Source organism: Actinomadura nitritigenes (genome assembly GCF_017573545.1).
Lineage (GTDB): Bacteria > Actinomycetota > Actinomycetes > Streptosporangiales > Streptosporangiaceae > Spirillospora > Spirillospora nitritigenes.
Genome location: NZ_JAGEOK010000025.1, coordinates 1 through 24,492, shown reverse-complemented (window position 1 = coordinate 24,492; position 24,492 = coordinate 1). Strand labels below are relative to the sequence as shown.

Below are 24,492 nucleotides of genomic sequence, written 5' to 3'. Positions count from 1 at the left end.
ATGATCGCCACATGAGGGACTTCCGGTTCGGGTTCAACTTCTTCGACATCGCCTCTCCCGGGGACTTCGTCGAGCGGTGCCGGCGGGGCGAGCGGTACGGCTACGACGTGGCGCAGGTCCCCGACCACCTCGGCTCGCCGGCGCCGTTCCCGACGATGGTCGCGGCGGCGGACGCGACCGAGCGGCTGCGGGTCGGCACGCTGGTGCTGAACGCCGCCTTCTGGAACGCGCACCTGCTGGCCCGCGAGATCGCGACCGCCGACCGGCTCACCGGCGGGCGGGTCGAAATCGGTCTCGGCGCGGGGCACATGAAGTGGGAGTTCGACGCGGCGGGGATCGCGTGGGAGCCGTTCGCCGCCCGCGCCGAGCGGATGACGGCGCTGATCGAGGAGCTCGGGCGGCTGTTCGGCGGGCCGGGCTACGCCGAGCGCAGGCCGGTGGCCGAGCACTTCGGGCTCGCCGACCTCGCGCCGGTGCAGCGTTCGGGGTTCGGCGGCTCCGGCCCGCCGCTGCTGGTCGGCGGCACCGGCGACACGGTGCTGCGGGCCGCCGCCGAGCACGCCGACATCGTGGGGATCGCGGGGACGTACCAGGTCGAGGGCGCGCCGCCGGGGACGTTCCGGATGGGGACGGCCGCGCAGGCGGCCGAGCGGGTCGCGTTCGCCCGCGCGCACGCGGGGGACCGGGCCGGGGCGATCGAGTGGAACGTGCTCGTCCAGCACGTCGAGGTCACCCCGGACCGGCGGGCCGCGGCCGAGCGGATCCGGGACGCCCGCCTCCCGTACATGAGCGTCGAGGAGGTGCTGGACACGCCGTTCGCGCTCATCGGCACGCACGAGCAGATCGCCGGGCAGCTGCGGGAGCGGCGCGAGCGGTTCGGCTTCTCCTACGTGACGGTGCACGGTCCGTTCCTGGACGAGTTCGGCCCGGTGATCGAGCGGCTGCGCTGACCCGCCGCACCGGGGCGCCCGGTCCCTCTCCTAGAGTGTGTGAACGAGATTCTAGAACGAGCCTCTGGAAAGGGACGGCGATGGGCGCGACGTCTTCCGAGACCACCCCGCACTGGTTCGCCGGTGTGCCGCATTCGCTCGACTACCCGGACGTCCCGGTCGGCGCGATCCTCGCGGGCGCCGCGCGGCGCTGGGGCGACCGGACGGCCCTGCACCACGCCGGGCGCGACCTGTCCTTCGCCGGCCTGGCGCGCGCGTCGGCCCGGTTCGCGCACGGCCTGATCGAGCGGGGCGTCGGCCGCGGCGACGTCGTCGCGCTGCACCTGCCGAACGTGCCGCAGTTCGCGATCGCCTACTACGGGACGCTGCTGGCGGGCGCCACGTTCTCCCCCTGCAACCCGCTGCTGCCACCGGACGAGCTGGCCTTCCAGCTCGCCGACTGCGGCGCGGTGGTGGTCGTCACCCTCGACCTGCTCGCGGGGCCGGTCGCGCAGGTCCTCGGGCGGACGAAGGTCCGCACGGTGGTGGTCGCGGGCTCGGGCGGCGGCCCGGCGGACGTGACCGGCCTGTGCGACGGCGCGTTCGCCGGCTGCGGCGTCGCGTTCGAGGAGGTCGGCGAGGGGCGCCCGGACGAGTTCCCCGAGGTCGGGATCGACGCCCGCCGCGACCTGGCGCACATCGCCTACACCGGCGGGACGACCGGCCGCTCGAAGGGCGTGATGCTCCCGCACCGCAACGTCGTGGTGAACACGCTGCAGTTCGCCTGCTCCGGGACGGGGTCGGTGCCCGAACTCGACGGCCACGGCGGGCTGACGCTCCGCTCGGCCGCTCCGGAGGGGGAGTACTCGACGCCGCTCGGCGAGGGCGTCATCGTCAGCGTCGCGCCCTGGTTCCACGCGATGGGCACGGTCGGCTACCTGAACTCCCAGTTCATGACCGGGACGACGATCGTGAGCCACCCGCGCCTGGACGTCCCGGCGTTCCTGGCCGACATGGAGCGGTTCCGCGCCACCGCGCTCGGCGGCGCGCCCGCGATGTTCTCCGCGCTGCTGGCCCACCCGTCGTTCGCCGAGCGCGACCTGTCGCCCGTGCGCGGCGTCCGGTCGGGCGCCGCGCCGCTGTCGCACGAGATGATCGCGCGGCTGGGCGCCGCCTTCCCGGACGCGGTGGTCGTCGAGGCGTACGGGCTCAGCGAGGTGACGATGGGCGCCACCGCGAACCCCACGCACCGGTCGGGCGTGCGCAGGACCGGCACGGTCGGGGTCCCGGTCCCGGACGCCCGGGTGAAGATCGTCGCGGCGGACGCCCCGTCCGTGGACGAGTCGACCCCCGCGCTGCCGCCCGGCGCGGAGGGCGAGGTGTGCGTGCACGGCCCGCAGGTCATGACCGGCTACCTGAACCGGCCGGAGGAGACCGGGGCGGTGCTGAGCCCCGACGGCTGGCTGCGCACGGGCGACGTCGGCGTGCTCGACGAGGACGGCTACCTGTCCATCGTCGACCGCAAGAAGGACATGCTGCTCTACAACGGCTACAACGTGTACCCGCGCGAGCTGGAGGAGAAGCTGCTCGCCCACCCCGCCGTCGCGGGCGCCGCCGTGGTCGGCCGCCCCGACCCGAAGGCGGGGGAGCTGCCGACCGCGTTCGTCGTCCGCTCCGGCGAGGTGACCGCGGACGAGCTGCTGGAGCACGTCAACGCCGCCGTCGTGCACTACAAGAGGCTCCGCGAGGTCCGGTTCGTGGACGAGATCCCGGTGTCCGCGGCCGGCAAGGTCCTCAAGCGGGAGTTGCGCGCGTCGCTGTGACGGGCGGCCGGCGCAGCGACGCGGCGAGCTCCAGGACCGGCGCCGCGTCGCCGTGCGGGCTGATCAGCAGGTCGGTCGCGCCGGCGTCGGCGAAGCGGCGCAGCTCCCGCTCCACCGCCGCCTCGTCGCCCGCGACGACCGTCTCGTGCACGCCGGACAGCCCCTGCCGGTCGAGGATCGCCCGGTAGCCGGGGAAGCGCGACGCGGCGGCGAACTGCTCGGCCAGCTCCCGGCGGACGCCGTCGGGGTCGGTGGTGAGCGCGACGACGACGCCCGCCAGCACGCGCGGTGCGGGCCGCCCGGCGGCCTCGGCGGCCCGGGTGATCGACGGCACGATGTGGTCGGCGATCGCGGCGGCGCCGGTCCAGGTCGTCACGGTCCCGTCGGCGAACTCGCCGGCGACCCGGAGCATCGCCGGCCCGAGCGCGGAGAGGATCACCGACGGCGGGGTCGCCCCGGGCGCGTCCACCGCGCCCACCGCGGTCAGCGTCTCGCCGCGGTACTCGACGTCCTCGCCGCGCAGCAGCGGGCGCAGCGCCGACAGGTACTCGCGGACGTGCCGCGCGGGCCGCTCGTAGGCGATGCCGTGCCCGCCCTCGATGACCGGCGGATGGCTCGGCCCGATGCCGAGCGTGAAGCGCCCGCCCGCCATCGCCTGCGCGGTGAGGGCCTGGCTCGCCAGGGCGAGGGGGTGCCGGGGCCAGGTCGGGACGATCGCGGTGCCGACCTCCAGGCCGGGGGCCTCCCGTCCGGCCAGGGCGGCGGCCATGAGGGCGTCCCAGGACGGGACCTGGCCGAAGAAGACGCTGTCGAGCCCCGCGTCGCGCGCCAGGCGGGCCCGGGCGACGACGTCGTCCAGCGGCGCCCCCGCGGCGAGGGCGAACATTCCGATGCGCATGGACCGCTCCTAACCTGAACCTGATGTTCCGCTTCTGCTTACGGGGACAGAGTAACCTGAACCCGAAGTTCCGCTTGGCTGGAGGAGGAGACGGTGCGAGCCGACGCCCGCCGCAACCGCGAGCGCATCGTCGCGTCCGCGCTGGACCTGTTCGCGGCACGGGGATGCGCGGTGAGCATGGACGACATCGCGCGCGCGGCCGGACTCGGCGTGGGCACGCTGTACCGGCACTTCCCGGACCGGCGCGCGCTCGTCGAGGAGATCGCCGTGTCCGCGCTGGTCCGGTTCCGCGACCGGATCGCCGAGGTCCGGGAGCGGGACGTGCCGCGCTGGGACGTCCTGGCGCTGGCCGTGGAGCACTGCGCCGGCGAGCCGTTCGCGCTGATCAAGTCGCTCGCCGGGGACGGTCCCGCGCCGCCCGAGCGGCTGGAGCTCCAGGCGGAGGTCGACGCCCTGCTGGAGAGGCTGGCCGGCGAGGCGCAGGAGGAGGGCGCCGTCCGCGGCGACATCGGCCCCGCGGAGGTGGTCGAGATCATCAGCATGGCCGTCTGCCGCCCCGGCGCCCGCGCGGGCGACCCGGTCACCCGCGTCGTGCTGGACGGCCTGCGCGCCCGCCCGTGACCGGCCCGCGCCGGATCCTCAATCGCCGCTTACGCCTCATTTACCTGCGAGTAGCTACAAAAGAGACAACAGACGCAAGAGGCGATGATCGGGGGATCATGGACGCTTCGACCCTGTCCGACCTGCGCAAGCCCCGCCCCTACCCGGCCGTCTCGGTGCTGATGCCGACGCACCGGTCCGCGCCCGGCAACCGCCAGGACCCGATCAGGCTCCGCAACCTGCTCGCCGAGGCCCGCCGCCGGCTGCACGACGACGTCCGGGTGACCGGCGGCACCGCCGACCACGTGGTGCACGCGCTGGAGCGGGCCGCCGCCGAGATCGACCTGCGGCACGCCTCCGACGGCCTGGTGCTGTTCGCGGCGCCCGACGGCGAGCACCACGCGTTCGCGATCTCCCAGCCGGTGGACGAGCGCGTCGTCGTCGACACCGGGTTCGCCACCCGCGACCTCGTCGCCGCCTACACCCGCTCGCCCCGCTACTGGCTGCTGTCGCTGTCGGACCAGCGCATCCGGCTCTGGAGCGGGCAGGGCGAGGACCTGGCCGAGCACGCCCGCGACGGGTTCCCGATCGCCCCGGAGCCCGCCGAGGAGATCGACGCGGGCAGGATGGCGCGGCGCAGCGCCCGCGACAGCGAGGAGGAACCGCACCGGCGGGCCGCCCGCGAGGTCGTCGCCGCCCTCGACCGCGTCCTCGCCCGCGACCGCCGCCCCGTCATCGTCGCCGGCGTCACCCGCCACCAGGCCTTCTTCGACGAGGCCGCCGGCTCCCACATCCGGCCCGCCGGGCGCGTCGACGGCAGCTACGAGGGCGCCGCGCCGAGCACCCTCATCGAGGCCGCCCGTCCCGCCCTGCACGCCTACGAGGACCTCCGGGAGGTCGGGATGCTCGCCGAACTGGAGGCGGCGCGCAGCATCCAGCGCTACGCCGGCGGGCTCCCCGAGGTCGCCCGGCTGGTCGAGGAGGGCCGCGGCGAGCACCTCGTCGTCGAGCGCGGCTACTACGCGCCCGCCGTGCGGACCGACGGCGAGCTCGTCCCGGTCGACGGCATGCCGGGCGTCCTCAAGGGCGCGGACGTCGTCGACGACGTCGTGGACGACGTCATCGAGACGGCCCTGGAGTACGGCGGCGAGGTGACGTTCGTCTCCGACGGCTTCCTGGTCGACCACGGCCGCATCGCGCTGGTGACCCGCTACTGATCGCAGGACGGGTCGTGCCAGGCGACCCAGCGGATCGACCACGACCGGTTCGCGTGCGGGAGCCAGCCCGCCGGGTGCGCGGGCCACGAGGCCTCCGGGGACGTCCCGTCCGGCGTCTGCACCAGGACCGTGCACACGCCGGTCGCGGGCCGGTCGCGGCGGACGTCGATGCGGCCGATCCTCGTCCACCACACCGGATGGACGAGCATGGTCCGGACCTCCCATCCGACCGACGCGTCCGCGACGACACCGCCCTTCGGCGCGCCCGGCAGCGGCGGCGCGGGCCGGACGCGGTCCGGGTGCGTCCCGAACAGGAAGGCGAGCGCGGCCAGGTTCGTCACCGCCAGGGCGCAGGCCGCCACGGCCGCCCCCGCCCGGGGGACCCGGCCCAGCGCGAGGAATCCGCACAGCAGGCCGAGTGCGGCGAGCGAGGCGGCCGTCAGGTGCAGCGCACCGCGGTCGCCCGTCAGGAACGACGTCTCGGGGAAGTCGAACCCGATGAACTTGTAGGTGTGGAGCCGCTCGCCCGCGTAGAGGCGCACCCACAGCCCCGCCGCGCCGACGATGGCGGCGGCGGCCGCCACCAGGCCCATCGCGCTGCGCAGGCCGGCGCGCAGCAGCGCCGCCGCACCCGCCAGCGCGTACACCAGCGCCACGCATGACAGGTACCGCCCGTACGCGTAGTTGCCCACGCGGTGCTCGTCGGGGAGCGCCGCGGATGACGCGTACGCGATCGCGAACGTCACGGCGAGAAGCACGCCCGCCATGACCCGGTCCGCCGGAAGCGACCGGCGGCGCAGCAGCACGGCGGCGACGGCGGCCAGGCCGACCCCGCCGAGCCCCCACGTGGAGACGGCCAGGTACCAGATCTGCCCGGCCGCCCCGGACAGCGCCCACCCCTGCCCGGCGCCCGTGGTGAACCGCTCCCCGAGGTTCCCCGCGAGGTCGAGCACCCCGCCGGGGTACAGCTCGGCGCGGACGTGCCCGTTGACGGCCGCGGCCACCGCGTAACCGCCCGCGGTCACCGCGAGCCCCGCGGCTCCTGCGGCGACGACGGCCCCGCGCCTGCGGACGGCGCCGGCGACCGTGAGAGCCGCCAGCGTCACGACATGGACGGCGAGCACGACCTCGCCTCTGCTGTGGACCGCCGCCGCGAACGCCGCGACCGCACCGGCCGCCCCCGCGTCCCGAACCACTGCGACCCGCTCCCGCGAAAGCCAAGAGCGCAGCGCACCCCGGGACGCGACCTGATCGCCAGGCCCCAGCCCGTAGCCCCGGCCACGCGACGACCCGAACCGTCGCGATCGCGAGCGAAGCCAGGTTCGAGCCTGCGAGAACCTGATCGCGCAGCGAGCCCCCAGGCGAGCCGGAGCGATGCAGCCATCGCACGCAGCGCCCGTTGAAGGAAGGCCCTCCAGGGCCTGACGCCAAGGGCGCTGCAACAAACACAGCCACGCGAGGACGATCGTGGGCAGGACGGCGTCGGCGAGGACGAACTCGCCGAAGAACGTGGTGGCGGGCAGCAGCGCGGCGCCCCAGGCGAGGGGGAGCGCGGTGCGGCGGGACAGGCCGAACCGGCGGGCGGCGACGTATCCGAGGGGGAACAGGGCCGCGCCGACGACCGCGTTGATGGCGAGGGCGATCGTGTAGACGGTGACCGGGTCGTGCGAGAACCAGTACGCGGGGACCAGCAGTGCCGGGTATCCGCCCTGGTAGAAGGTGCTCCCGGACATGTCGCCGCCGTGCCCGCCGGACAGCAGGCGCGCGGCGAGCAGGTAACCGGTCTCGTCGGGGTTGGCGACGGGGCCAGTGCGCGCGCGGGCGAACCACAGCCGGACGCAGACCTGCGCGGCGAATCCGGCGGCGAGCAGCCACGGCACGGCCCGGCGGCGCCGGGTGCGCGGGGGAGCGTCCGGGGCGGGCCGCAGGACCGGAACGATCTCGAGCGTCATGGGCCCCACGGTCCGGGCCGGACGTCACCGTCCCGTCGGCGGAATGTCCGGATCTTGTGACATGAGTGGGGCGGAGTGACCGGCGAGCCCAATAATGTCCGGGTGGCGAGCATTCTCTTCGTGGAGGACGATCCGTCGGCGCGGACCGCGCTGGAGCTGGCGCTGACCCGCCAGGGGCACCGCGTGACGTCCCGCGCCACCGGGGAGGACGGCCTGGAGGCGCTGCGCGCCCGCCGCCCGGAGATCGCGATCCTCGACGTGATGCTGCCCGGCATCGACGGCATCGAGGTGTGCCGGCGGATCCGCCGCGGCGACCCGCTGCCGGTGATCCTGCTCACCGCGCGCGGCGACGACCTGGACGTCGTCCTCGGCCTGGAGGCGGGCGCCGACGACTACGTGGTGAAGCCGGTCGAGCCGCGGGTGCTGGACGCGCGGATCCGGGCGGTGCTGCGCCGCGCCGAGACCCGCGCCGACATCTCCGCCTACGGCGACCTCGTCATCGACCGCGCGTCGCTGAAGGTCACCAAGGCGGGGACCGATGTCCGCCTCACCCCGACGGAGCTGCGGCTGCTGCTGGAGCTGTCCCGGCGGCCCGGTCAGGCGCTGACCCGCCAGCACCTGCTGGCCGAGGTGTGGGAGCACACCTATCCGGGCGACTCGCGGCTGGTCGACGCCTGCGTGCAGCGGGTCCGCGCCAAGATCGAGGACGAGCCCGGGGAGCCGCGGCTGATCGAGACGGTGCGCGGCTTCGGCTACCGGTTCACCGCGCCGTGACGACGCTGCGCCGGTTCACCGGGCTGCGGGTCCGGCTCGTCGCGGCGTTCACGGTGGTGGCGCTGCTGGCGTCGGTGCTCGCGTCCGGCATCTCGTACGTCCTGCTGCGGCGGGTGATGCTGCAGCGCACGCAGGACGCGGTGCTGACCCAGATCCGCGACACGCTGGCCCAGCAGATCCCGCAGCAGATGCCGCCCGACACCGAGCTCCTGATCGCCGACCAGGTGGAGCAGACGCTCGCGGCTCCCGGGCGCTCGGTGGTCGCCGTGCCGGTGCCGCTCGACGGGAGCGCCCCGGAGCCCCCGGCCGGCGCGCTGGACGTGCCGGTCAGCAGCGAGTTCGCGCGCAGGGCGACGCACGGCATGGTCTTCCAGCGGATCGTGGTCAAGTCCCGTCCCGGTCTGGAGGGGCATCCCTACCTGCTGGTCGGCGCCCGCGCCACCGGCTACACCACGACGGCGGACGAGCCGCAGCGGACCACGCCGCCGATGGTGTTCGTCTCGGTGAGCCTGTCCCGGGAGGCGGCGGACCTGCGCTCGCTCACCCGGGCGCTCATCGTCGCCGACGCCGCCGCGCTGCTCGCGGCGCTGCTGCTCGCCCTCCTCGCGACCCGCGGGGTGCTGCGGCCGGTGCGCCGGCTCGGCGCGGCCGCCCGCGCGCTCGGCGACGGGCGGCTGGCGACCCGGGTCCGGGTGCGCGGGCACGACGAGCTCGCCGACCTCGCCCGCACCTACAACCACGCCGCCGCCGCGCTGGAGCGGACCGTGACGGAGCTGCGCGCGATGGAGGCGGCGTCCCGCCGGTTCGTCGCGGACGTCTCGCACGAGCTGCGCACGCCGCTGACCTCGATGATCGCGATGACCGACGTGCTGGCCGAGGAGGCGGGCGACGACGGCGGCGCGGCGCGGCTGGTCGCCGAGGAGACCCGCCGGCTCGGCGGGCTGGTCGAGCACCTGATCGAGATCAGCCGGTTCGACGCGGGCGCCGCCGCGCTCGTCCTGGACGACGTGAACGTGGCGGAGGCGGTCGCCGGCACGCTGTCGGCGCGCGGCTGGCCGGGCCGGGTGGCGGTGGAGGGCCCGGCCGACCTGTTCGTCCGGGCGGATCCGCGGCGGCTCGACGTCATCGTCGCGAACCTGGTCGGCAACGCGCTGAAGCACGGCGGCCCGCCGGTCACGCTGCGCTTCGGGCCGGAGCGGCGCGACGGCGAGCCGGGCCTGGCGATCACCGTCGCCGACCGCGGGCCCGGCATCCCGGACGACCTGCTCCCCGTGGTCTTCGACCGGTTCGTGAAGGCGGAGGCGGCCCGCTCCCGCAGCGAGGGCAGCGGCCTGGGACTGTCGATCGCGAAGGAGAACGCCGTCCTGCACGGCGGCGCGCTGGAGGCCGCCAACGGGCCGGACGGGGGAGCGGTGTTCACGCTCTGGCTGCCCGTCCGGCAGGCGGACGAGGAGGACCGGGACGAGTGCGGGGAGGACGGATGATCAGGCGACGGGGACGGGCGGTCCGGGCCCTCGCCGCGGCGGCCGCCGTGACGGCGGCCGTGGTGTCGGCGGGCTGCGGCGTCCGGCCGACGGGCGTGCTCAGCGCGGGCAGCATGCCGGTCGCCCAGGGACGGGCCTCCACCATCACGGTCTACCTCGTGAAGGGCGGCGGCATCCGCCCGGTCGTCCGTCCCGGGCTGCCGGGCCACCCGTACCTGGCGATCGCGCAGCTCGGCGTCCCGGTCACCTCGGTGGAGGGAAGGGTCGGCCTGTACAGCGAGGTGCGCGTCCCGCTGGAGGGCAGGATCGTCGACGATCCCTCCGTCCTGATCGTCGACCTGCAGGAAGGCGTGCCGCACCGGCGGGTGAGCTGGTCGCGCGTCGCGCTGGGCCAGATCGCCTGCACCGCCGCGTCCATTCCGGGGGTCGAGCAGGTGAAGCTCTGGAGCGGACCGGACCCCGACGAGTACGGATGGGGGCTCGTCGACTGCGCCGACTTCGCCGACCTGCGCTGATCAGCCCTTGGTGAGCCAGCGGGTGGCGACGTCGCCGAGCACCGACCGGATCGCCAGGATCGCGATGCCGAGCATCAGCACCGGCCCGACGACCCAGTGCTCGACCTTGCCGTTCGTGCGGGGGACCACCGGCACCTCGATCCGCCAGGGCAGCGGCCAGAACACCGGGCAGCCGCGCGGTGTCAGGCAGTCCCCGGCCACGTGCGCCAGGCAGCCGAGGGTGACCGCGAACCCCACGAAGCTCATGTCGATCTTGTGCATCAGCCAGACGGCGATCAGCGCCAGCGCGCAGTCGGCGAGCGCGGACTGCGGCTCGCGGCCCTCGAAGTCGAGGCCGACGCCGCGCAGGCCCAGTCCGACGATCATGAACAGGCAGGCCCACCACGCGTACACGTAGTGGGTGGCCAGGGTGTCCATCGCCCAGCCGATGCCGACCGCGAACAGGATCGAGTGGGTGGCGTGCCGGTGCCCGCCCGACACCTTCCCGATCCACTTGCACATGTGGTGCGTGATGGGACCGTAGGTGTTGGCGATGCGTCCGTTGTGATGGTCGATGTCGGGCAGGATCGCCGCGCCCGCGCACACCACCGCGCCCGCCGCGACCTGCTCGGGCGACAGCGACACCGCGTACTCGCCGAGCAGCTTCTCCTGGCCGAGCACCGGCACCGCGGCCAGCCACGCCAGCGCGCCGCTCAGCGCGTGCGTCTTCCCCATCATGGGCAGTTCCCCCGCCTTCCGCGCACCGTCCGCCGCCCGGTTCAGGGCGGGACTCTAGCCCGCTACTGATCGTTTTCAGCGGCGGCGCGCCGAAGCGGATGCCACGTCCCTTTGATGCGGATAGCGCCGGGGCGGTTCCACGGCGGCAGGATGGGGGAGAAGGCGCCCGCACGGCCGGCGCACGGTCAGGCGTCGTGGGCGCTGCGCACGGTCAGGCGTCGTGGGCGGTGCGGGCGGCGACGACGGCCTCGACGTTCTCCTCGGCCCACTCGGTGATCGCCTGGATCGGCTTGTGCAGTGACAGCCCCAGCGGGGTCAGCGCGTACTCGACGCGGGGCGGGACCTCGGCGAACACCTGCCGGGTGACCAGGCCGTCGCGTTCCATCGTGCGCAGCGTCTGGGTAAGGACCTTGGGGGTGACGCCGCCGATCAGACGGCGCAGCTCGGTGAAGCGGAGCGGTCCGCCGGTGAGGCTCAGCACGACCAGCACCGACCACTTGTCGCCGATCCGGTCGAGGATGAGCCGGGTCGGGCACTCGGGATCGAACGCGTCGCCTCTCATGGTTTCCAGAGGGTACCAATAGCACGTTGAAGTAACCAGTATCCGATGGATACCTTCATGGTCGGCACGGACACGGAGGAGGACGACATGAGGATCCTGTTGATCGGCGCGACCGGAATGATCGGCCGGCGGATCGCCGGCGAGGCGCGCGAGCGCGGCCACGAGGTCACCGGCGTCACCCGGAGCGGGAACGAGGGGACGGCCAAGGCCGAGGCGGCCGACGCCGCCGCGATCGCCGGGCTGGCCGAGGGGCACGACGCCGTCGTGCTGACCGTCCCGCCGCCCCGGGACGGTTCGGAGACCGAGGGACCGCTGCTGGCCACCACCCGCGGCGTCCTCGACGCCCTGCGGCGGGCCGGTGTCCGCCGCCTGGTCGTGGTCGGCGGCGCCGGAAGCCTGGAGGTCGCGCCCGGGGTCCGGCTCGTGGACACCCCCGGCTTCCCCGACGTCTACAAGAACGAGGCGCTCGCCGCGGCCGCGCAGCTCGGCGTCATCCGGGCCGAGGCCGGCGACCTGGACTGGACCTTCATCTCGCCCGCCGCGCTCATCGAGCCCGGCGAGCGCACCGGCACGTTCCGGCTGGGCGGCGACCAGCTCCTCAGTGATGCCGACGGCAACAGCCGCATCAGCGCGGAGGACTACGCCGTCGCGCTCGTCGACGAGCTGGAGAACAACGACGCGATCGGCCGCCGCATCACCGTCGCCTACTGAGCCGTCGCCTACTGAGCCGCGGCCTACCGAGCCGTCGGCTACTGAGCCCGCGGCCGGTCAGCGCTTACGCGAGGGCGCCTCGATCAGGCGCCAGGCGTCGGACTCCTCGCCCGGCTCGTACGGCGAGTCCAGCCGCTTCGCGAGGACGCCGGGCAGGCCCTGGGCGGCCGCGGTCTCCCGCACCGCGTCGCCGTCGCCCGGGTACCACGGCGCCGTCTGCCACGCCGGGCCCGACAGGTCCAGCCCGTCGAGCCTGGCGCGGCGCTCGCGGTACGGGACGTCCAGCAGCGGCCGGCCGTCCAGATGCGGCACATCGAAGATCATGTAGGTCTCGCGGCCGTCCAGCACGGCCAGCGCGCCGTCCAGCACCGCCGGGCGCGCGCCGAGCCGCTCACCGAGCCGCGAGCCGAGCCCGGCGGGACCGTCCACGGGGCGCCCCCGGCCGTCGGTGAACCGCGTCCGGCCGCCCTCCACGTACGCGAGCAGCCGCCGGCCGCCCCACGCGAACTCGAACCCCCACGCGTCCTGGTCGCGCGGCAGCCGGGTCTTCCGGACCGGCCGCATCGGGCGCAGCGCCTCCGGCAGCGGCTCGGCGTCCGGGTCCGCGGGCGGGTCCATCCGGTGGATCATCCAGTTCTCGCCGCGCGTCTTGAACAGCACGTACCGGCCCGACACCCGCGAGCCGTGGATGACGACCTTCACCTCGCGCTCGGACCACTTCTCCGTCTCGTACGTCCCGCGGTCCCAGATCGTCACCTTGCCGCCGCCGTACTCGTCCTGCGGGATGTCGCCCTCGAACGTCGCGTACTCCAGCGGATGGTCCTCGGTGTGGACGGCCAGGTGGTTCGTCTTCGGGCTCCACGGCAGGCCCTTCGGCACGGCCCAGGAGACCAGCACGCCGTCCCGCTCGAACCGCAGGTCCCAGCGCAGGCTGGAGGCGTGGTGCTCCTGGACGACGAACGTGTCGTCGTCGCCGTGCGGGAGGGCCTCCTCCTCGGGTACGGGCTCGGGCGTCTTCCGGGGGTCGCGTCTGCCGCGGTACTCGGCGAGGCGGTCGCCGCCTTTCCGCGCGTCCCCGCCGCCCTTCTTCTCCGTCACGCCCGCCACATACCCGCGATCAGCGGATCGAGACGGCCCCGCAGGGGGACGATGACGCCCGCCAGCGGACGAGGACGGCCGCTAACGGATGAAGACGGTGTAGTCGGCGAGGTCGCCGGTCAGCTGCGGCGGCAGGCCCGCCACCGCCGACATCTCCTCGGCGGACACGAACCCGCCGGCCTCCGCCCGCACCCGCTCGATCCGCGCCGCGAGCTCCGGGGTGATGCCGGGCAGCAGCGTCAGCGCCTCCGCCGGGGCGTGGTTGACGTCGACCAGGCCGCCGTCCTGGTACTGGCGCGTCAGGTCGGGGCGGCCGATCCGCAGCTCCTTGGCGAGGCCCGGGTCGCTCGCCGCCAGCTCCCGCGCCTTCTCGCGCAGCAGCCGCTGCCGCCGCACCCGCTCCACGACGGCCTCGTTGTCGATGCCCGCCAGCCCGTGCGGGTCGAACACCCGGCGCCGGATGAGGAACGCGTGCCCGCACCCCACCACCGCGAGGACGAACAGCAGCACCCCCACCGCCTGCTGCGTGCCGTCCTGCTTCCCGATGTCCGGCAGCAGGTACAGCATCAGCGCGAACACGCCGATGTACACCGCCGACGACACCAGCAGGTGCGCGCTGCGCCGCCACAGGGCCGCCGCCGCGAACGTGAAGGGCGTCGCGTACCCGAGCGTCAGGAACGGCAGCGCCGCCCAGGTCACGCTCAGCGCGGCCCGCCCGGGAGGCATGCTGTCGGACGGAACCCTCGGCTCGTACGGCGCTGGCGCGTTCATCAGGCGCATTCTCCCGGCCGGGTCGCTGGCTGAAGGGGACGCTAGGTCGACGAAGGGGTCACGGGAGGGTGAGGATCTCGTGGCCGTCCTCGGTCACCAGCAGCGTGTGCTCGAACTGCGCGGTGCGCCTGCGGTCCTTGGTGACGACGGTCCAGCCGTCGTCCCAGATGTCGTAGTCGTGGCTGCCGAGGGTCAGCATCGGCTCGACGGTGAACGTCATGCCCGGCTCGATGAGCGTCGTGGCGTTCGGGTCGTCGTAGTGCGGGACGACCAGGCCCGAGTGGAACGTGGTGCCGATGCCGTGCCCGGTGAAGTCGCGGACGACCCCGTACCCGAACCGCTTGGCGTAGGACTCGATGACCCGCCCGATCACGTTCAGCGCGCGCCCCGGCTTGACCGCCCTGATGCCCCGCATCGTCGCCTCGCGGGTGCGCTCCACCAGCAGCCGCGACTCCTCGTCCACGTCGCCGCAGAGGAACGTCGCGTCGGTGTCGCCGTGCACGCCGCCGATGAACGCGGTGATGTCGACGTTGACGATGTCGCCGTCGCGCAGCACGGTGTCGTCGGGGATGCCGTGGCAGATCACCTCGTTGATCGAGGTGCACAGCGACTTCGGGAACCCCCGGTAGCCGAGGGTGGACGGGTAGGCGCCGTGGTCGAGCATGAACTCGTGCCCGATGCGGTCCAGCTCGTCGGTGGTGACGCCCGGCCGGACGTGCTTGCCGACCTCCTCCAGCGCCTGTGCCGCGATCTTGCCGGCGACGCGCATCCGTTCGATGGTCTCGGGTGTCTTGACGTCCGGCTCGCCGGTCTTCGGGCGCTTCTTCCCCACGTACTCCGGCCGCGGGATCTGCGCCGGTACCTTCCGCATGGGAGAGATGTTGCCGGGACGGAGAAGCTGGGTCGTCATAGTGATGGAGTGTAGTCAGCGGCATCGCGGCAACGAATCCCGCGCGAGCCACGATCGGAAGGAGCGCCGATGGCCGGTGACGACGGTGACTGGTGGTTCTGCCTGAAGCACATGAAGGTCGAGCACGGGCCCGGCTGCCCGAACAAGGACCGGATGGGCCCGTACCCGACCGAGAGCGCGGCGGCCGGCGCGCTGGCGCTGGCCCGCGAGCGCAACGAGGCGTGGCGCAGGGACGACGGGGAGGACTAGCGGGACGCCGGGGAGGACCGGCGGCGGGCTAGTCGACGGTCGGGCCGGTCACCGCCTCGAGCAGCCTGGCGAGGCGGTGGCGCAGGCCGCGGGCGCCGCGCGCGGGCTCCTGGCCCGCCGCGGCGCTCACCAGGTGCTGCGCGCCGTCGAACGACAGCAGCGCCTCGCCCGCCGGGACGGTCAGCGCCTCGTGCGCCAGGCCCTCCAGCTCGCGGTCGCCGCCGTCCAGCGCGAGGATCGTGGCGCCGACGCGGCGCGCGTCGTCGACCCGCTCCAGCAGCGGGACGGGCGCCTCGTCCTCGGCGACGACGAACAGCGTCTCGCCGCGCCGCGCCTCCTCCAGCCGCGACAGCCCGACGCTCAGATGGGGCGGCGCGTCCGGCGGCGGCGACCAGCGCACCAGGGTGGGCGCGAGGCCCGGGGCGTCGCCGAGCCGCGACTCGTCGTCCAGGTGCGCGGCGAGGTGCCACGGGTCGCCGCCGGGCGTGCCGACCAGCAGCAGCCCGCCGGGGGTGCGGGAGGTGACCCGCAGGGCGCGTCCGAAGTCCTGGGTGCGCTCCAGCCAGCCGGTGGCGGACAGCACCTCGCGCAACATCACGATCTGCTCGGCGTCCACCGGTCCATGGTGCCGCACCGGACGCCGGCGGCACGCCGGTTTCGCCCGAGCCGGGAGGGCGACGCGAAGCGGCCGGAGGGCCGCCTGGCAGACTCGGCCGCATGACTGAGCAGCAGCAGAGGACTCCCCACGACCTCCCCGACGTCAGCGGCCTCACCATCGGCATCCTCGGCGGCACCGGGGACCAGGGCAAGGGCCTGGCGCGCCGGTTCGCGCTGGCCGGCCACCGGGTGGTCATCGGGTCGCGGAAGGTGGAGCGCGCGCAGCAGGCCGCCGACGACCTGGGCGCGGACCTGCCCGTGTCGGGCGCGGAGAACGAGGCCGCCGCGAGCGGCGCCGACGTGGTGGTCGTCGCGGTGCCGTGGGAGGGGCACAAGGCGCTGCTGGAGTCGCTGCGCGAGGCGCTCGCCGGCAAGATCGTCGTGGACTGCGTGAACCCGCTGGGCTTCGAGAAGGGCAAGGGCGCGTTCGCGCTCCCGGTCGAGGAGGGCAGCGCCGCCGAGCAGGCCGCCGCCGTGCTGACCGGCAGCCGGGTCGTCGCGGCGTTCCACCACGTGTCCGCGAAGCTGCTGCTCGACCCCGAGGTGGACGAGATGGAGCTGGACGTCCTCGTCCTCGGCAACGACCGCGAGGCGACGGACCTGGTGCAGGCGCTCGCCGGACGCATCCCCGGCATGCGCGGCGTCTACGGCGGGCGGCTGCACAACGCCGGGCAGGTCGAGGCGTTCACCGCGAACCTCATCTCGATGAACCGCCGCTACAAGGCGCACGCGGGGCTCCGCATCACCGACGTCTGACGGGCGCCCGGAGCGGGGGCGCCGGCGGAGTGGCGGGCGTCGTTCCGTTCCGCGCGGGACTCGCTTCCGGGGCGCGGGGAGCGAGCCCGCGCGTGAGCATGCGCGATGACATTTCCGGCCAACGCCCCGCCGTTTTCTTGGGGACTTCCGACCAAGGCCCCCGCGGGACCACGCGGTTAGTCTGCCGGTGACGGGCCGCCGAGGGACCGGCCCTCGTGACCACGCGCGCCGGTCGGGCGAACGGCCGGGACCGTCCGGCGGGCCGACGGGGTGGAAGACCGTGCTCGCTTACATCGTCCGGCGCTTCATGAGCGCCGCCGTCATGCTGCTGCTGGTCACCCTGGTGACGTTCGGCACGTTCTTCTGGCTGCCGAAGCTGGCGGGGCAGACCACCGACCAGATCGCCGCGTCCTACGCCGGGCGGGCGTCGACCGTCCAGGCGATCGAGGCGACGAAGCAGCGGCTCGGCCTCGACCAGCCGGTCCTCGTCCAGTACTGGCACTACCTGAAGGCGATCGCGGTCGGCCGGGACTACGACGCGGGCCCGGTCACCGACCACTGCCCGGCGCCGTGCCTCGGCTACTCGTTCCGCAGCAGCCAGCCGGTGCTCGGGACGCTCCTCGACCGCGCGCCCGCGACCGCGTCGCTGGCGGTGGGCGCCGCGTTCCTCTGGCTCGCCGGCGGCATCGTCACCGGTGTGGTGTCGGCGCTGCGCAAGGGCTCGTTATGGGACCGCGCGACGATGATCATCGCGCTCGGCGGGGTGTCGCTGCCGATCTACTTCACCGGCCTGGTCTCGCTCGCCCTGTTCTCCTACACCTGGAGGATCCTCCCCGGAGGCGGCAGCTACCGGCCGCTGACCGCCGACCCCGGGATGTGGTTCCGGGCGCTGGTGCTGCCCTGGGTGACGCTCGCCTTCCTCTACGCGGCCATGTACGCGCGGCTCACCAGGGCGGGGATGCTCGAGACGATGAGCGAGGACTTCATCCGCACCGCCCGCGTCAAGGGGCTGCCGGAGGCGGTCGTCGTCACCAAGCACGCGCTGCGGGCCTGCATGACGCCGATCGTGACCGTGTTCGGCCTCGACCTCGGCCTCCTGCTGGGCGGGGCGGTGCTGACCGAGAACACCTTCAGCATCCCCGGCCTCGGCGAGCTCGCGATCACCTCCATCCAGAGCGGCGACCTGCCCATGGTCCTCGGCGTCACGCTGATCACCGCAGTCTCGGTCGTGGTGTTCAACCTGGCCGTCGACCTGCTCTACGCCGTCATCGACCCGCGGGTGCGGCTCGGGTGACGGCCCCGGGGCGGCGGTGCGGGCGCGGCCGCCGGGGGATCGGCGTGGCGCGTTCCGGCCAGGAAGGCGACAATGGCGGGAGCGGTAGCCGACCGCGGCGCGTCCAAGTGCTGACGTTGGGGCATGGACGAGACGGGCGGGCGCGGCGCACGGCGGCGCCCGCCGTGGGCGATGTGGCGGCGGTCCCGCCGCGCCGGCTCCGGCGGCGCCTATGATCGGCATGCGACAGGGCAGGTGAAGATGAGGCAGATCCGGTCCGCGGACCCGTGGAGCGCGTTCCTGGCCCCGCCCGGCCGGCCCGCCGGGCCCGGGGCGCCCGCGGCACCGGCCGCGCCGGACGCCCCCGGGGCGCCGCACGCGCGCGGTGACGCGGGCGGGGCGGGCGAGGCCGGCGGCGGCGACGCCTACGGCCGGGTGCTCGACCACCTGCGGGCGGCGGACGGGCCGCTGTCGCTGGCGGAGATCCGGCACGCGACCGGGCTCGGGCTGCTGGAGGTGGCGGGCGCCGTGGAGCGGCTGCGCGACCGGGGACTGGTCTCGATCGAGCGGGAGATCGACGAGGTCGTCCGGCTGACCGGGCGGTGATCGGGACCGGATGGCCGGATACCTCGTCGCGGTCTCGCTGAGCTGCCTGGTCGGCGTCGCCGAGCTGGTCAGCCGCTACCGGGACCGCCCCACCACGCTGGTCCGGGTGCCGAGCACCTGGGCGTACGTGCTGATCAACGGGGGAGCGGGCGCGGGGTCGCTGCTGCTCCTGCACACCTTCGGCTGGCGGTTCGGGGTGGCGTCGCCGGACGTGGCCGCGGCGACGCAGGTGCTGGTCGCGAGCCTCGGCTCGATGATGGTGTTCCGCAGCGCGGTGTTCACCGTCCGGGTGGGGGACGAGGACGTCGCGGTCGGGCCGAGCACGCTGCTGACCTCGCTGCTGGCCGCCGCGGACCGGGGCGTCGACCGGATGCAGGCGAAGACCCGCGCGCAGGAGGCGGGGGAGATCATGCGCGGGGTCTCGTTCGCCAAGTCGAAGCTGGCGCTGCCGACGTACTGCCTCGGCCTGCTGCAGAACGTCTCCGCCGAGGACCAGGCGGACCTGCGCACCGCGGTGGACGCGCTCGCGGGCAGCGAGATGACCGACGGGCAGATGGCCCTCAACCTGGGGCTGCTGCTGATGAACGTGGCGGGCCCGGACGTGCTGCGCTCCGCCGTCGACACCCTCCGGGACGAGATCATGGCGGCCGGGCCGCCGCCCGTCCCGGTGCCGCGCAACGGCCAGGCCGGCGAGACGCGGGCCGGCGGCGGCGAGCTGGTCCGCTCGAACCCGGACCAGTGACCGCCGCCGGGGACGCCGTCTAACGGCCTGGCGGCGAGGGCGCCGCCATCACTCAGTGGTAGGTGTGCTCGGGGGCCGGGTAGACGCCGCTGACGACCTCTTCGGCGTAGCTGCGCGCGGCGTCGCCGAGCACGGTGCCGATGTCGGCGAACTTCTTCACGAACTTCGCGGTGTGCGGGGTGAGGCCGGCCATGTCCTGCCAGACCAGCACCTGCGCGTCGGTCTGGTTGCCGCCGCCGATGCCGATGGTGGGGATGGACAGCGACGAGGTGACGCGGGCGGCGAGCTCCTCGGGGACGCACTCCAGGACGACGGAGAACGCGCCGGACGCCTCGAGGGCCTTGGCGTCGGCCATCAGCTCCTCGCCGGCCTGGCCGCGGCCCTGGACCCGGTAGCCGCCGAAGACGTTGACGGACTGCGGGGTGAGGCCTAGGTGGCCCATCACGGGGATGCCGGCGGAGACCATCGCCTCGACCTGCGGGAGGATCCGGCGGCCGCCCTCCACCTTGATCGCGTGCGCGCCGGTCTCCTTGAGGAACCGGGTGGCGGCGGCGAGGGCCTCGGGAACGCCCGTCTGGTACGAGCCGAACGGCAGGTCGGCGACGACCATCGCGCGCTTGGAGCCGCGGACGACGGCGGCGGCGAGGGGGATCAGGTCGTCGACGGTGACCGGGATGGTCGAGTCGTAGCCGTAGACGACCATGGCGGCGGAGTCGCCGACGAGGAGGACGGGGATGCCGGCCTCGTCGAAGATCCGCGCGGTGAGGGCGTCGTAGGCGGTGAGCATCGGCCACTTCTCGTGCCGCTCCTTGGCGGCCGCGATGTCGCGGACGGTGACCCTTCGCCCGCCGGTACCGCCGTAGAGTGCGGTCGGCTGTGCGGGCGGCGCTACAGAAGAAGACATGGAGAACCTCCGGTCTTGAGGCGCCACGGTGGCGTACCCAGACGGATCCGATGGTGCCACTTCGAAAACGATTCGGGTAGTCCCCGAGATTCCCGGATCTTTCAGGCGCCGGGCCGGAACAAATTACGAAACGCTACGGTTGCGTATCGGTGCAACGCGGCGTACGCTCCTTACGAAACGAGACGTACCCGTATCGCATTCCCTCCGTCACGATCCAAGGAGCGCTGTGGACTCCCAGACCGTCCAGCGGCGCCGGTGGTACATCCTCGGCGTGCTGACCGTGAGCCTGCTGGTGGTGGTGCTCGACAACACCATCCTCAACGTCGCGCTCAAGACCATCGCCGACCCCGACAAGGGCCTCGGCGCCACCCAGAGCCAGCTCGAATGGTCGATCAACTCCTACACGCTGGTCTTCGCCGGCCTGCTGTTCACCTTCGGCGTCATCGGCGACCGGATCGGCCGCAAGCGCGTGCTGATGGGCGGCATGGCCGTGTTCGCCCTCGCCTCGCTGGCCTCGGCCTACGCCCAGTCGCCCGACCAGCTCATCTACGCCCGCGCCCTGATGGGCCTCGGCGGCGCCGCGATCATGCCGCAGACGCTGTCGATCATCTCCAACGTCTTCGAGCCGCACGAGCGCGCCCGCGCCATCGGCATCTGGGCCGGCGCCGTCGGCCTCGGCGTCGCCATCGGCCCGCTCACCGGCGGCCTGCTGCTCGCCCACTTCTGGTGGGGCTCGGTCTTCCTCATCAACGTGCCGGTCATCATCGCCGGCGTCACGCTGATCGCGTTCCTCGTGCCCGAGTCGCGCAACCCGAGCCCCGGACGGCTCGACCCGGTCGGCGTACTGCTGTCGGTCGTCGGCCTGGTCGTGGTGTCGTACGGCATCATCCAGGGCGGTGACAAGGGCGAATGGCTGACCCTGAGCACCCTCGGCCCGATCCTCGCCGGCGCCGCGGTGCTCGCCCTGTTCGTCTGGCACGAGGCCCGCACCGCCTCGCCGGCGTTCGACGTCCGGCTGTTCAAGGACGCCCGCATGTCGGCCGCCGTCGCGTCCATCGCGCTGTGCTTCTTCGCCGCGACCGGCGTGTTCTTCTTCACCAGCTTCTACATGCAGTCCGTGCGGGGCCTCAGCGCGCTGGAGTCCGGCGCGATGGTGCTGCCCTTCGCGGCCGCCCAGCTGATCTTCTCCCCGCGCAGCGCGGGCATGGTCCGCCGGTTCGGCGCCAAGGCCGTCTGCACGTCCGGGCTGCTGCTGGTCACCGTCGCGCTGGCGAGCTACCAGTTCGTCGGCACCGACACGCCCATGTGGATCCTCGGCGTGATCTTCTTCGTGCAGGGCGCCGGGATGGCCAACGTGATGCCGCCCGCGACCGAGTCGGTCATGTCCGCGCTGCCGCGCGAGAAGGCCGGCGCCGGATCGGCCGTCAACAACGTCGCCCGGCAGGTCGCGGTCGCGATGGGCGTCGCCGTCCTCGGCTCCGTCGTCGCGTCCGTCTACCGCGGCGACCTGCACGACCGGCTCGCCGCGCTGCCCGCCGGGGCGCGCCAGGCCGCCGGCGAGTCCATCGAGGGCGCGCACGCCGTCGCCGCCCGGATGGGCGCCGCGGGCCACGGCCTGATCGGCCCCGCCGACACCGCGTTCGTGCACGCCATGCACACCGCGTCGATCGTCGCGGCCGTCGTGTCCTTCCTCGGCGCCCTGGTCGTGCTGAAGTGGATGCCCGGACGCACCGCCGCCGCTCCCGCCGCGGAGAACCAGGCGGCTCCGGAACCGGAGAAGGCACACGTGTGAGAACGTGAGCATGCGATGAACGACACGACGACCAACCGCGCGCCGGGACGTCCGCGCAGCGAGCGGGCCGAGAAGGCCATCATCGAGGCCACCCTCGACCTGCTCGCCGCGGAGTCCGGGGTGGCCGGCGTCTCCATCGAGGCGGTGGCCGCCCGGGCCGGCGTCGGCAAGACGACGATCTACCGGCGCTGGCCCAGCAAGGAGGCGCTGATCGTGGGCGCGCTCGGCGCGGCGAAGGGCGAGCTGCCCGCGCCGTCCGGCGCGTCCGTCCGCGAGGACCTCACCGAGATCGCGCGGACCTTCGCCGCCGAGCGCAAGAAGCGCTACTCGCGCTGCTTCTGGAACGTGGTCGGCGGCGCCGAGAAGTACCCCGAGCTGTACGCCCGCTACAAGCAGGACGTCATCGAGCCGCGCCGCGCCGTCATCCGCGAGGTGCTGCGCCGCGGCGTCGAGACGGGGGAGCTGCGCGCCGACCTCGACATCGAGGCGGGCATCTCGATGCTGACCGGGTCGCTGTCCACCAAGACCCCGCAGGAGACCTTCCCGGAGGGCTACGCGGAGACCGTCGTGGACCTCCTGCTGACCGGGATCGGCGCCCCGTCCTGACCGGATCCGGCGGGGCCGGCGGGAGCCGCGGAGGCCCATTTCCTTGGGAGATAACGCCCGAGGACCTGCATACCGCACGGTTTTCGGCGCGGTAACCGTGATCTTCTCCCGCCGATCACGCGTCATGCCCCATACTGTCGCTGGGTAGTGCTAAGACGACCGGCTGTCTGGAGCGCGTCAGGTGAGATCCGTCATGGCGCCGCGAGGCGATGCGCCCGCCACCGATTCGGCGTCCCGGACCCTGGTCCTGGGCATCGACGGCGGACGGCGGATCGTCCAGTGCGGACCCAACAGCGCGTCCGTCATCGGCCGCGCGCCGCAGGAGCTGATCGGCCGCGCGGCCGCCGACCTCGTCGCCGACGAGGCCAAGGCCGAGCTCGAGACGCTGCTGGAGGCCCTGGCCGCGGGCCAGGAGCGCACCGCGGTGCTCGCCGTCCCGCGCGGCGACGGCGGCCCGTCCCCGGACGCGGTCGTCACCGCCCAGCCGATGCTCGGCGGCGAGGCCGGCGCCGGCCCCGCGGGCCTGCTGTACGTGCGGGTGCCGCTGCCGCCCAGCGAGCGCTACCAGGACCCGGCGCTGATGCGCCGCGCCCTGATGGACGACCAGCTCACCCGGTTCGGCGCGTCCCTCGACCTCGACCAGTCCGCCCGCGGCCTCGTCGACGTCGTCGTCCCGCACTACTGCAACGCCGCGTCCGTGCTGGTGCTGGAGAGCCTCGTCGCCGCCGACGAGGTGCACAGCGAGTCCGGCGCGGCGGTGCTGCGCCGCATCGCCGTCACCTCCGACGACGGCAACCCCGGCTGGGGCGCCACGTTCCCCGTCGGCGAGGTCCTGGTGTTCCCCGAGGGCACCCCCTATCGCCAGGTGATGGAGACCGCCCAGCCCGTCCACCTGCCGCACATCGACGCCGCCGCGGCCGGCGACATCGGCAGCAAGTGGCGCCGCCGCCCCGCCGGCGACCTGCTCAGCGGCGTCTCCATGGTGCTGCTCCCGATGATCGCCCGCGACACCCTGCTCGGCTTCATCGCCTGCACCCGCATCCCGGGCTTCCGCAAGTTCGACGCCTACGACGTCGAGATCGGCATGGAGTTCGCCGCCCGCGCCGCCATCGTCATCGACAACGCCCGGCAGTTCAGCCGCGAGCGCTCCACCGCGCTCGCGCTGCAGCGCAGCCTGCTGCCGCTGCGGCTGTCCGCGCCGTCCTCGGTCGAGGTCCGGCACCGCTACCTGCCCGGCAGCAAGCTCGTCGAGGTCGGCGGCGACTGGTACGAGTCGATCGCGCTGCCCGGCGCCCGCGTCGCCCTCATCGTCGGCGACGTCGCGGGGCACGGCGTGCGCGCCGCGGTCACCATGGGCCGGCTGCGCACCGCCCTGCACACCCTCGCGAACCTGGAACTGCCGCCCGCCGACGCCCTGCACGTCATGCACGAGCTGATGATCGAGCTCGGCGAGCAGGAACCGCACTTCGCCACCTGCGTGTACGCGGTCTACGACGCGACCACCGGCACCATCGAGATCGCGTCCGCCGGGCACCTGCCGCCGCTGCTGGCGAGCCCGTCCGGCGACAGCGACTACCTGACCGTCCCGCCCGCGCCGCCGCTGGGCGTCGCAGGCGGCGCCGCCATCGAGAGCCGCGAGTTCACCGTCGAGGACGGCAGCCTGTTCGTCATCTACACCGACGGGCTGGTCGAGAACCGCGGCCGCGACATCGACGACGGCCTCGCCCGCCTCAAGGGCATCTTCGGCCCCGGCGCCGTCGACCGCCCGATGGAGGACCTCGCCAAGGCGACCCTCGCCGGCGTCTACGCCGACCAGCACCGCGACGACATCGCCGTCCTCATCGCCCGGCTGCGCCGCATCCCCGAGGACCGGTTCGTCTCCTGGACGCTGCCGGCCGACCCCGCCGCCGTCCGCCGCGCCCGCGGGCTCGTCCGCACCCGGCTGG

The 24,492-nt window shown here is 74.0% G+C and carries 25 protein-coding genes; 16 read left to right on the top strand and 9 right to left on the bottom strand.

The window, feature by feature from the left end; genetic code table 11:
• Positions 1 to 11 precede the first annotated feature (11 nt).
• Together J4557_RS32930 and J4557_RS32925 are read left to right on the top strand one after the other, a co-directional pair.
• Positions 12 to 950, top strand: a complete 939-nt coding sequence (locus J4557_RS32930; RefSeq protein WP_208270682.1) for a TIGR03621 family F420-dependent LLM class oxidoreductase — start codon at positions 12 to 14, stop codon at positions 948 to 950.
• Between the two features lie 80 nt (positions 951 to 1,030).
• The gene (locus J4557_RS32925) at positions 1,031 to 2,752 is read left to right on the top strand and encodes a class I adenylate-forming enzyme family protein (RefSeq protein WP_208270681.1); all 1,722 of its coding nucleotides are present in this window, start codon (positions 1,031 to 1,033) and stop codon (positions 2,750 to 2,752) included.
• Here the strand turns inward: J4557_RS32925 and J4557_RS32920 are convergent.
• Positions 2,724 to 3,650, bottom strand: coding sequence for a TIGR03564 family F420-dependent LLM class oxidoreductase (locus J4557_RS32920; RefSeq protein ID WP_208270680.1), 927 nt, complete (start codon positions 3,648 to 3,650; stop codon positions 2,724 to 2,726). The two genes, J4557_RS32925 and J4557_RS32920, sit on opposite strands and share 29 nt — an antisense overlap.
• 93 nt (positions 3,651 to 3,743) lie before the next feature.
• On the opposite strand from J4557_RS32920, the gene J4557_RS32915 reads away from it, so the two are divergent.
• Positions 3,744 to 4,271 (top strand): TetR/AcrR family transcriptional regulator, encoded by a 528-nt coding sequence (locus J4557_RS32915; RefSeq protein WP_208270679.1) that lies wholly within the window; start codon positions 3,744 to 3,746, stop codon positions 4,269 to 4,271.
• Between the two features lie 98 nt (positions 4,272 to 4,369).
• Complete coding sequence (locus tag J4557_RS32910; protein ID WP_208270678.1) at positions 4,370 to 5,467, top strand: baeRF3 domain-containing protein; 1,098 nt, start codon at positions 4,370 to 4,372, stop codon at positions 5,465 to 5,467.
• Here the strand turns inward: J4557_RS32910 and J4557_RS32905 are convergent.
• Positions 5,461 to 7,419 carry a hypothetical protein gene (locus tag J4557_RS32905; RefSeq protein WP_208270677.1) on the bottom strand — a complete coding sequence of 653 codons (1,959 nt, stop codon included), beginning with the start codon at positions 7,417 to 7,419 and terminating at the stop codon, positions 5,461 to 5,463. The genes J4557_RS32910 and J4557_RS32905 overlap by 7 nt on opposite strands.
• Before the next feature lie 102 nt (positions 7,420 to 7,521).
• Between J4557_RS32905 and J4557_RS32900 the strand changes: the two genes are divergently transcribed.
• The 3 genes from J4557_RS32900 to J4557_RS32890 are packed head-to-tail and all read left to right on the top strand — an operon-like array spanning position 7,522 to position 10,192.
• A complete protein-coding gene (locus J4557_RS32900; RefSeq protein WP_190864287.1) occupies positions 7,522 to 8,193 on the top strand; it encodes a response regulator in 672 nt (223 codons plus the stop codon).
• Positions 8,190 to 9,677 carry an ATP-binding protein gene (locus J4557_RS32895; RefSeq protein WP_208270676.1) on the top strand — a complete coding sequence of 496 codons (1,488 nt, stop codon included), beginning with the start codon at positions 8,190 to 8,192 and terminating at the stop codon, positions 9,675 to 9,677. The genes J4557_RS32900 and J4557_RS32895 overlap by 4 nt, the downstream gene beginning before the upstream one ends.
• Positions 9,674 to 10,192, top strand: coding sequence for a hypothetical protein (locus J4557_RS32890; RefSeq protein ID WP_208270675.1), 519 nt, complete (start codon positions 9,674 to 9,676; stop codon positions 10,190 to 10,192). The genes J4557_RS32895 and J4557_RS32890 overlap by 4 nt, the downstream gene beginning before the upstream one ends.
• Here the strand turns inward: J4557_RS32890 and J4557_RS32885 are convergent, their stop codons facing one another.
• Both J4557_RS32885 and J4557_RS32880 read right to left on the bottom strand, forming a co-directional pair.
• Positions 10,193 to 10,909 carry a metal-dependent hydrolase gene (locus tag J4557_RS32885; RefSeq protein ID WP_208270674.1) on the bottom strand — a complete coding sequence of 239 codons (717 nt, stop codon included), beginning with the start codon at positions 10,907 to 10,909 and terminating at the stop codon, positions 10,193 to 10,195.
• A 211-nt stretch (positions 10,910 to 11,120) separates the two neighbouring features.
• Positions 11,121 to 11,471, bottom strand: a complete 351-nt coding sequence (locus J4557_RS32880) for a winged helix-turn-helix transcriptional regulator (protein WP_208270673.1) — start codon at positions 11,469 to 11,471, stop codon at positions 11,121 to 11,123.
• Between the two features lie 87 nt (positions 11,472 to 11,558).
• Here J4557_RS32880 and J4557_RS32875 point away from each other — a divergent pair, with 87 nt between their 5' ends.
• Positions 11,559 to 12,182, top strand: coding sequence for an NAD(P)-dependent oxidoreductase (locus J4557_RS32875; RefSeq protein WP_208270672.1), 624 nt, complete (start codon positions 11,559 to 11,561; stop codon positions 12,180 to 12,182).
• 57 nt (positions 12,183 to 12,239) lie between these two features.
• Here the strand turns inward: J4557_RS32875 and J4557_RS32870 are convergent, their stop codons facing one another.
• From J4557_RS32870 to map, 3 genes are all read right to left on the bottom strand, one after another.
• Positions 12,240 to 13,280, bottom strand: a complete 1,041-nt coding sequence (locus tag J4557_RS32870; protein WP_208270671.1) for a DNA polymerase ligase N-terminal domain-containing protein — start codon at positions 13,278 to 13,280, stop codon at positions 12,240 to 12,242.
• A gap of 81 nt (positions 13,281 to 13,361) precedes the next feature.
• Positions 13,362 to 14,051, bottom strand: a complete 690-nt coding sequence (locus J4557_RS32865; protein ID WP_208270670.1) for a ComEA family DNA-binding protein — start codon at positions 14,049 to 14,051, stop codon at positions 13,362 to 13,364.
• Between the two features lie 58 nt (positions 14,052 to 14,109).
• Positions 14,110 to 14,961, bottom strand: a complete 852-nt coding sequence (gene map, locus J4557_RS32860; RefSeq protein ID WP_208270669.1) for a type I methionyl aminopeptidase — start codon at positions 14,959 to 14,961, stop codon at positions 14,110 to 14,112.
• A 69-nt stretch (positions 14,962 to 15,030) separates the two neighbouring features.
• Between map and J4557_RS32855 the strand changes: the two genes are divergently transcribed.
• Complete coding sequence (locus tag J4557_RS32855) at positions 15,031 to 15,210, top strand: hypothetical protein (protein ID WP_208270668.1); 180 nt, start codon at positions 15,031 to 15,033, stop codon at positions 15,208 to 15,210.
• A gap of 28 nt (positions 15,211 to 15,238) precedes the next feature.
• On the opposite strand, the gene J4557_RS32850 is transcribed toward J4557_RS32855, so the two are convergent.
• Complete coding sequence (locus J4557_RS32850) at positions 15,239 to 15,805, bottom strand: hypothetical protein (protein ID WP_243776735.1); 567 nt, start codon at positions 15,803 to 15,805, stop codon at positions 15,239 to 15,241.
• Positions 15,806 to 15,927: 122 nt separating this feature from the next.
• Here J4557_RS32850 and npdG point away from each other — a divergent pair, with 122 nt between their 5' ends.
• From npdG to J4557_RS32830, 4 genes are all read left to right on the top strand, one after another.
• Positions 15,928 to 16,623 carry an NADPH-dependent F420 reductase gene (gene npdG, locus J4557_RS32845; RefSeq protein ID WP_208270666.1) on the top strand — a complete coding sequence of 232 codons (696 nt, stop codon included), beginning with the start codon at positions 15,928 to 15,930 and terminating at the stop codon, positions 16,621 to 16,623.
• 280 nt (positions 16,624 to 16,903) lie between these two features.
• The gene (locus tag J4557_RS32840; RefSeq protein ID WP_208270665.1) at positions 16,904 to 17,917 is read left to right on the top strand and encodes an ABC transporter permease; all 1,014 of its coding nucleotides are present in this window, start codon (positions 16,904 to 16,906) and stop codon (positions 17,915 to 17,917) included.
• 240 nt (positions 17,918 to 18,157) lie between these two features.
• Positions 18,158 to 18,502 (top strand): hypothetical protein, encoded by a 345-nt coding sequence (locus J4557_RS32835; protein ID WP_208270664.1) that lies wholly within the window; start codon positions 18,158 to 18,160, stop codon positions 18,500 to 18,502.
• A gap of 10 nt (positions 18,503 to 18,512) precedes the next feature.
• The gene (locus tag J4557_RS32830; RefSeq protein ID WP_208270663.1) at positions 18,513 to 19,244 is read left to right on the top strand and encodes a hypothetical protein; all 732 of its coding nucleotides are present in this window, start codon (positions 18,513 to 18,515) and stop codon (positions 19,242 to 19,244) included.
• 52 nt (positions 19,245 to 19,296) lie between these two features.
• On the opposite strand, the gene panB is transcribed toward J4557_RS32830, so the two are convergent.
• Positions 19,297 to 20,148: a 3-methyl-2-oxobutanoate hydroxymethyltransferase gene (gene panB / locus J4557_RS32825; protein WP_208270662.1), complete on the bottom strand. Its 852-nt coding sequence runs from the start codon at positions 20,146 to 20,148 to the stop codon at positions 19,297 to 19,299.
• Between the two features lie 226 nt (positions 20,149 to 20,374).
• Here panB and J4557_RS32820 point away from each other — a divergent pair, with 226 nt between their 5' ends.
• The 3 genes from J4557_RS32820 to J4557_RS32810 all read left to right on the top strand — a co-directional run.
• The gene (locus J4557_RS32820) at positions 20,375 to 21,940 is read left to right on the top strand and encodes an MFS transporter (RefSeq protein ID WP_307800345.1); all 1,566 of its coding nucleotides are present in this window, start codon (positions 20,375 to 20,377) and stop codon (positions 21,938 to 21,940) included.
• A 15-nt stretch (positions 21,941 to 21,955) separates the two neighbouring features.
• Positions 21,956 to 22,546 (top strand): TetR/AcrR family transcriptional regulator, encoded by a 591-nt coding sequence (locus J4557_RS32815; protein WP_208270661.1) that lies wholly within the window; start codon positions 21,956 to 21,958, stop codon positions 22,544 to 22,546.
• A 193-nt stretch (positions 22,547 to 22,739) separates the two neighbouring features.
• Positions 22,740 to 24,492 (top strand): SpoIIE family protein phosphatase (locus tag J4557_RS32810; protein WP_208270660.1); only part of this gene is annotated, 1,753 nt, incomplete at its 3' end.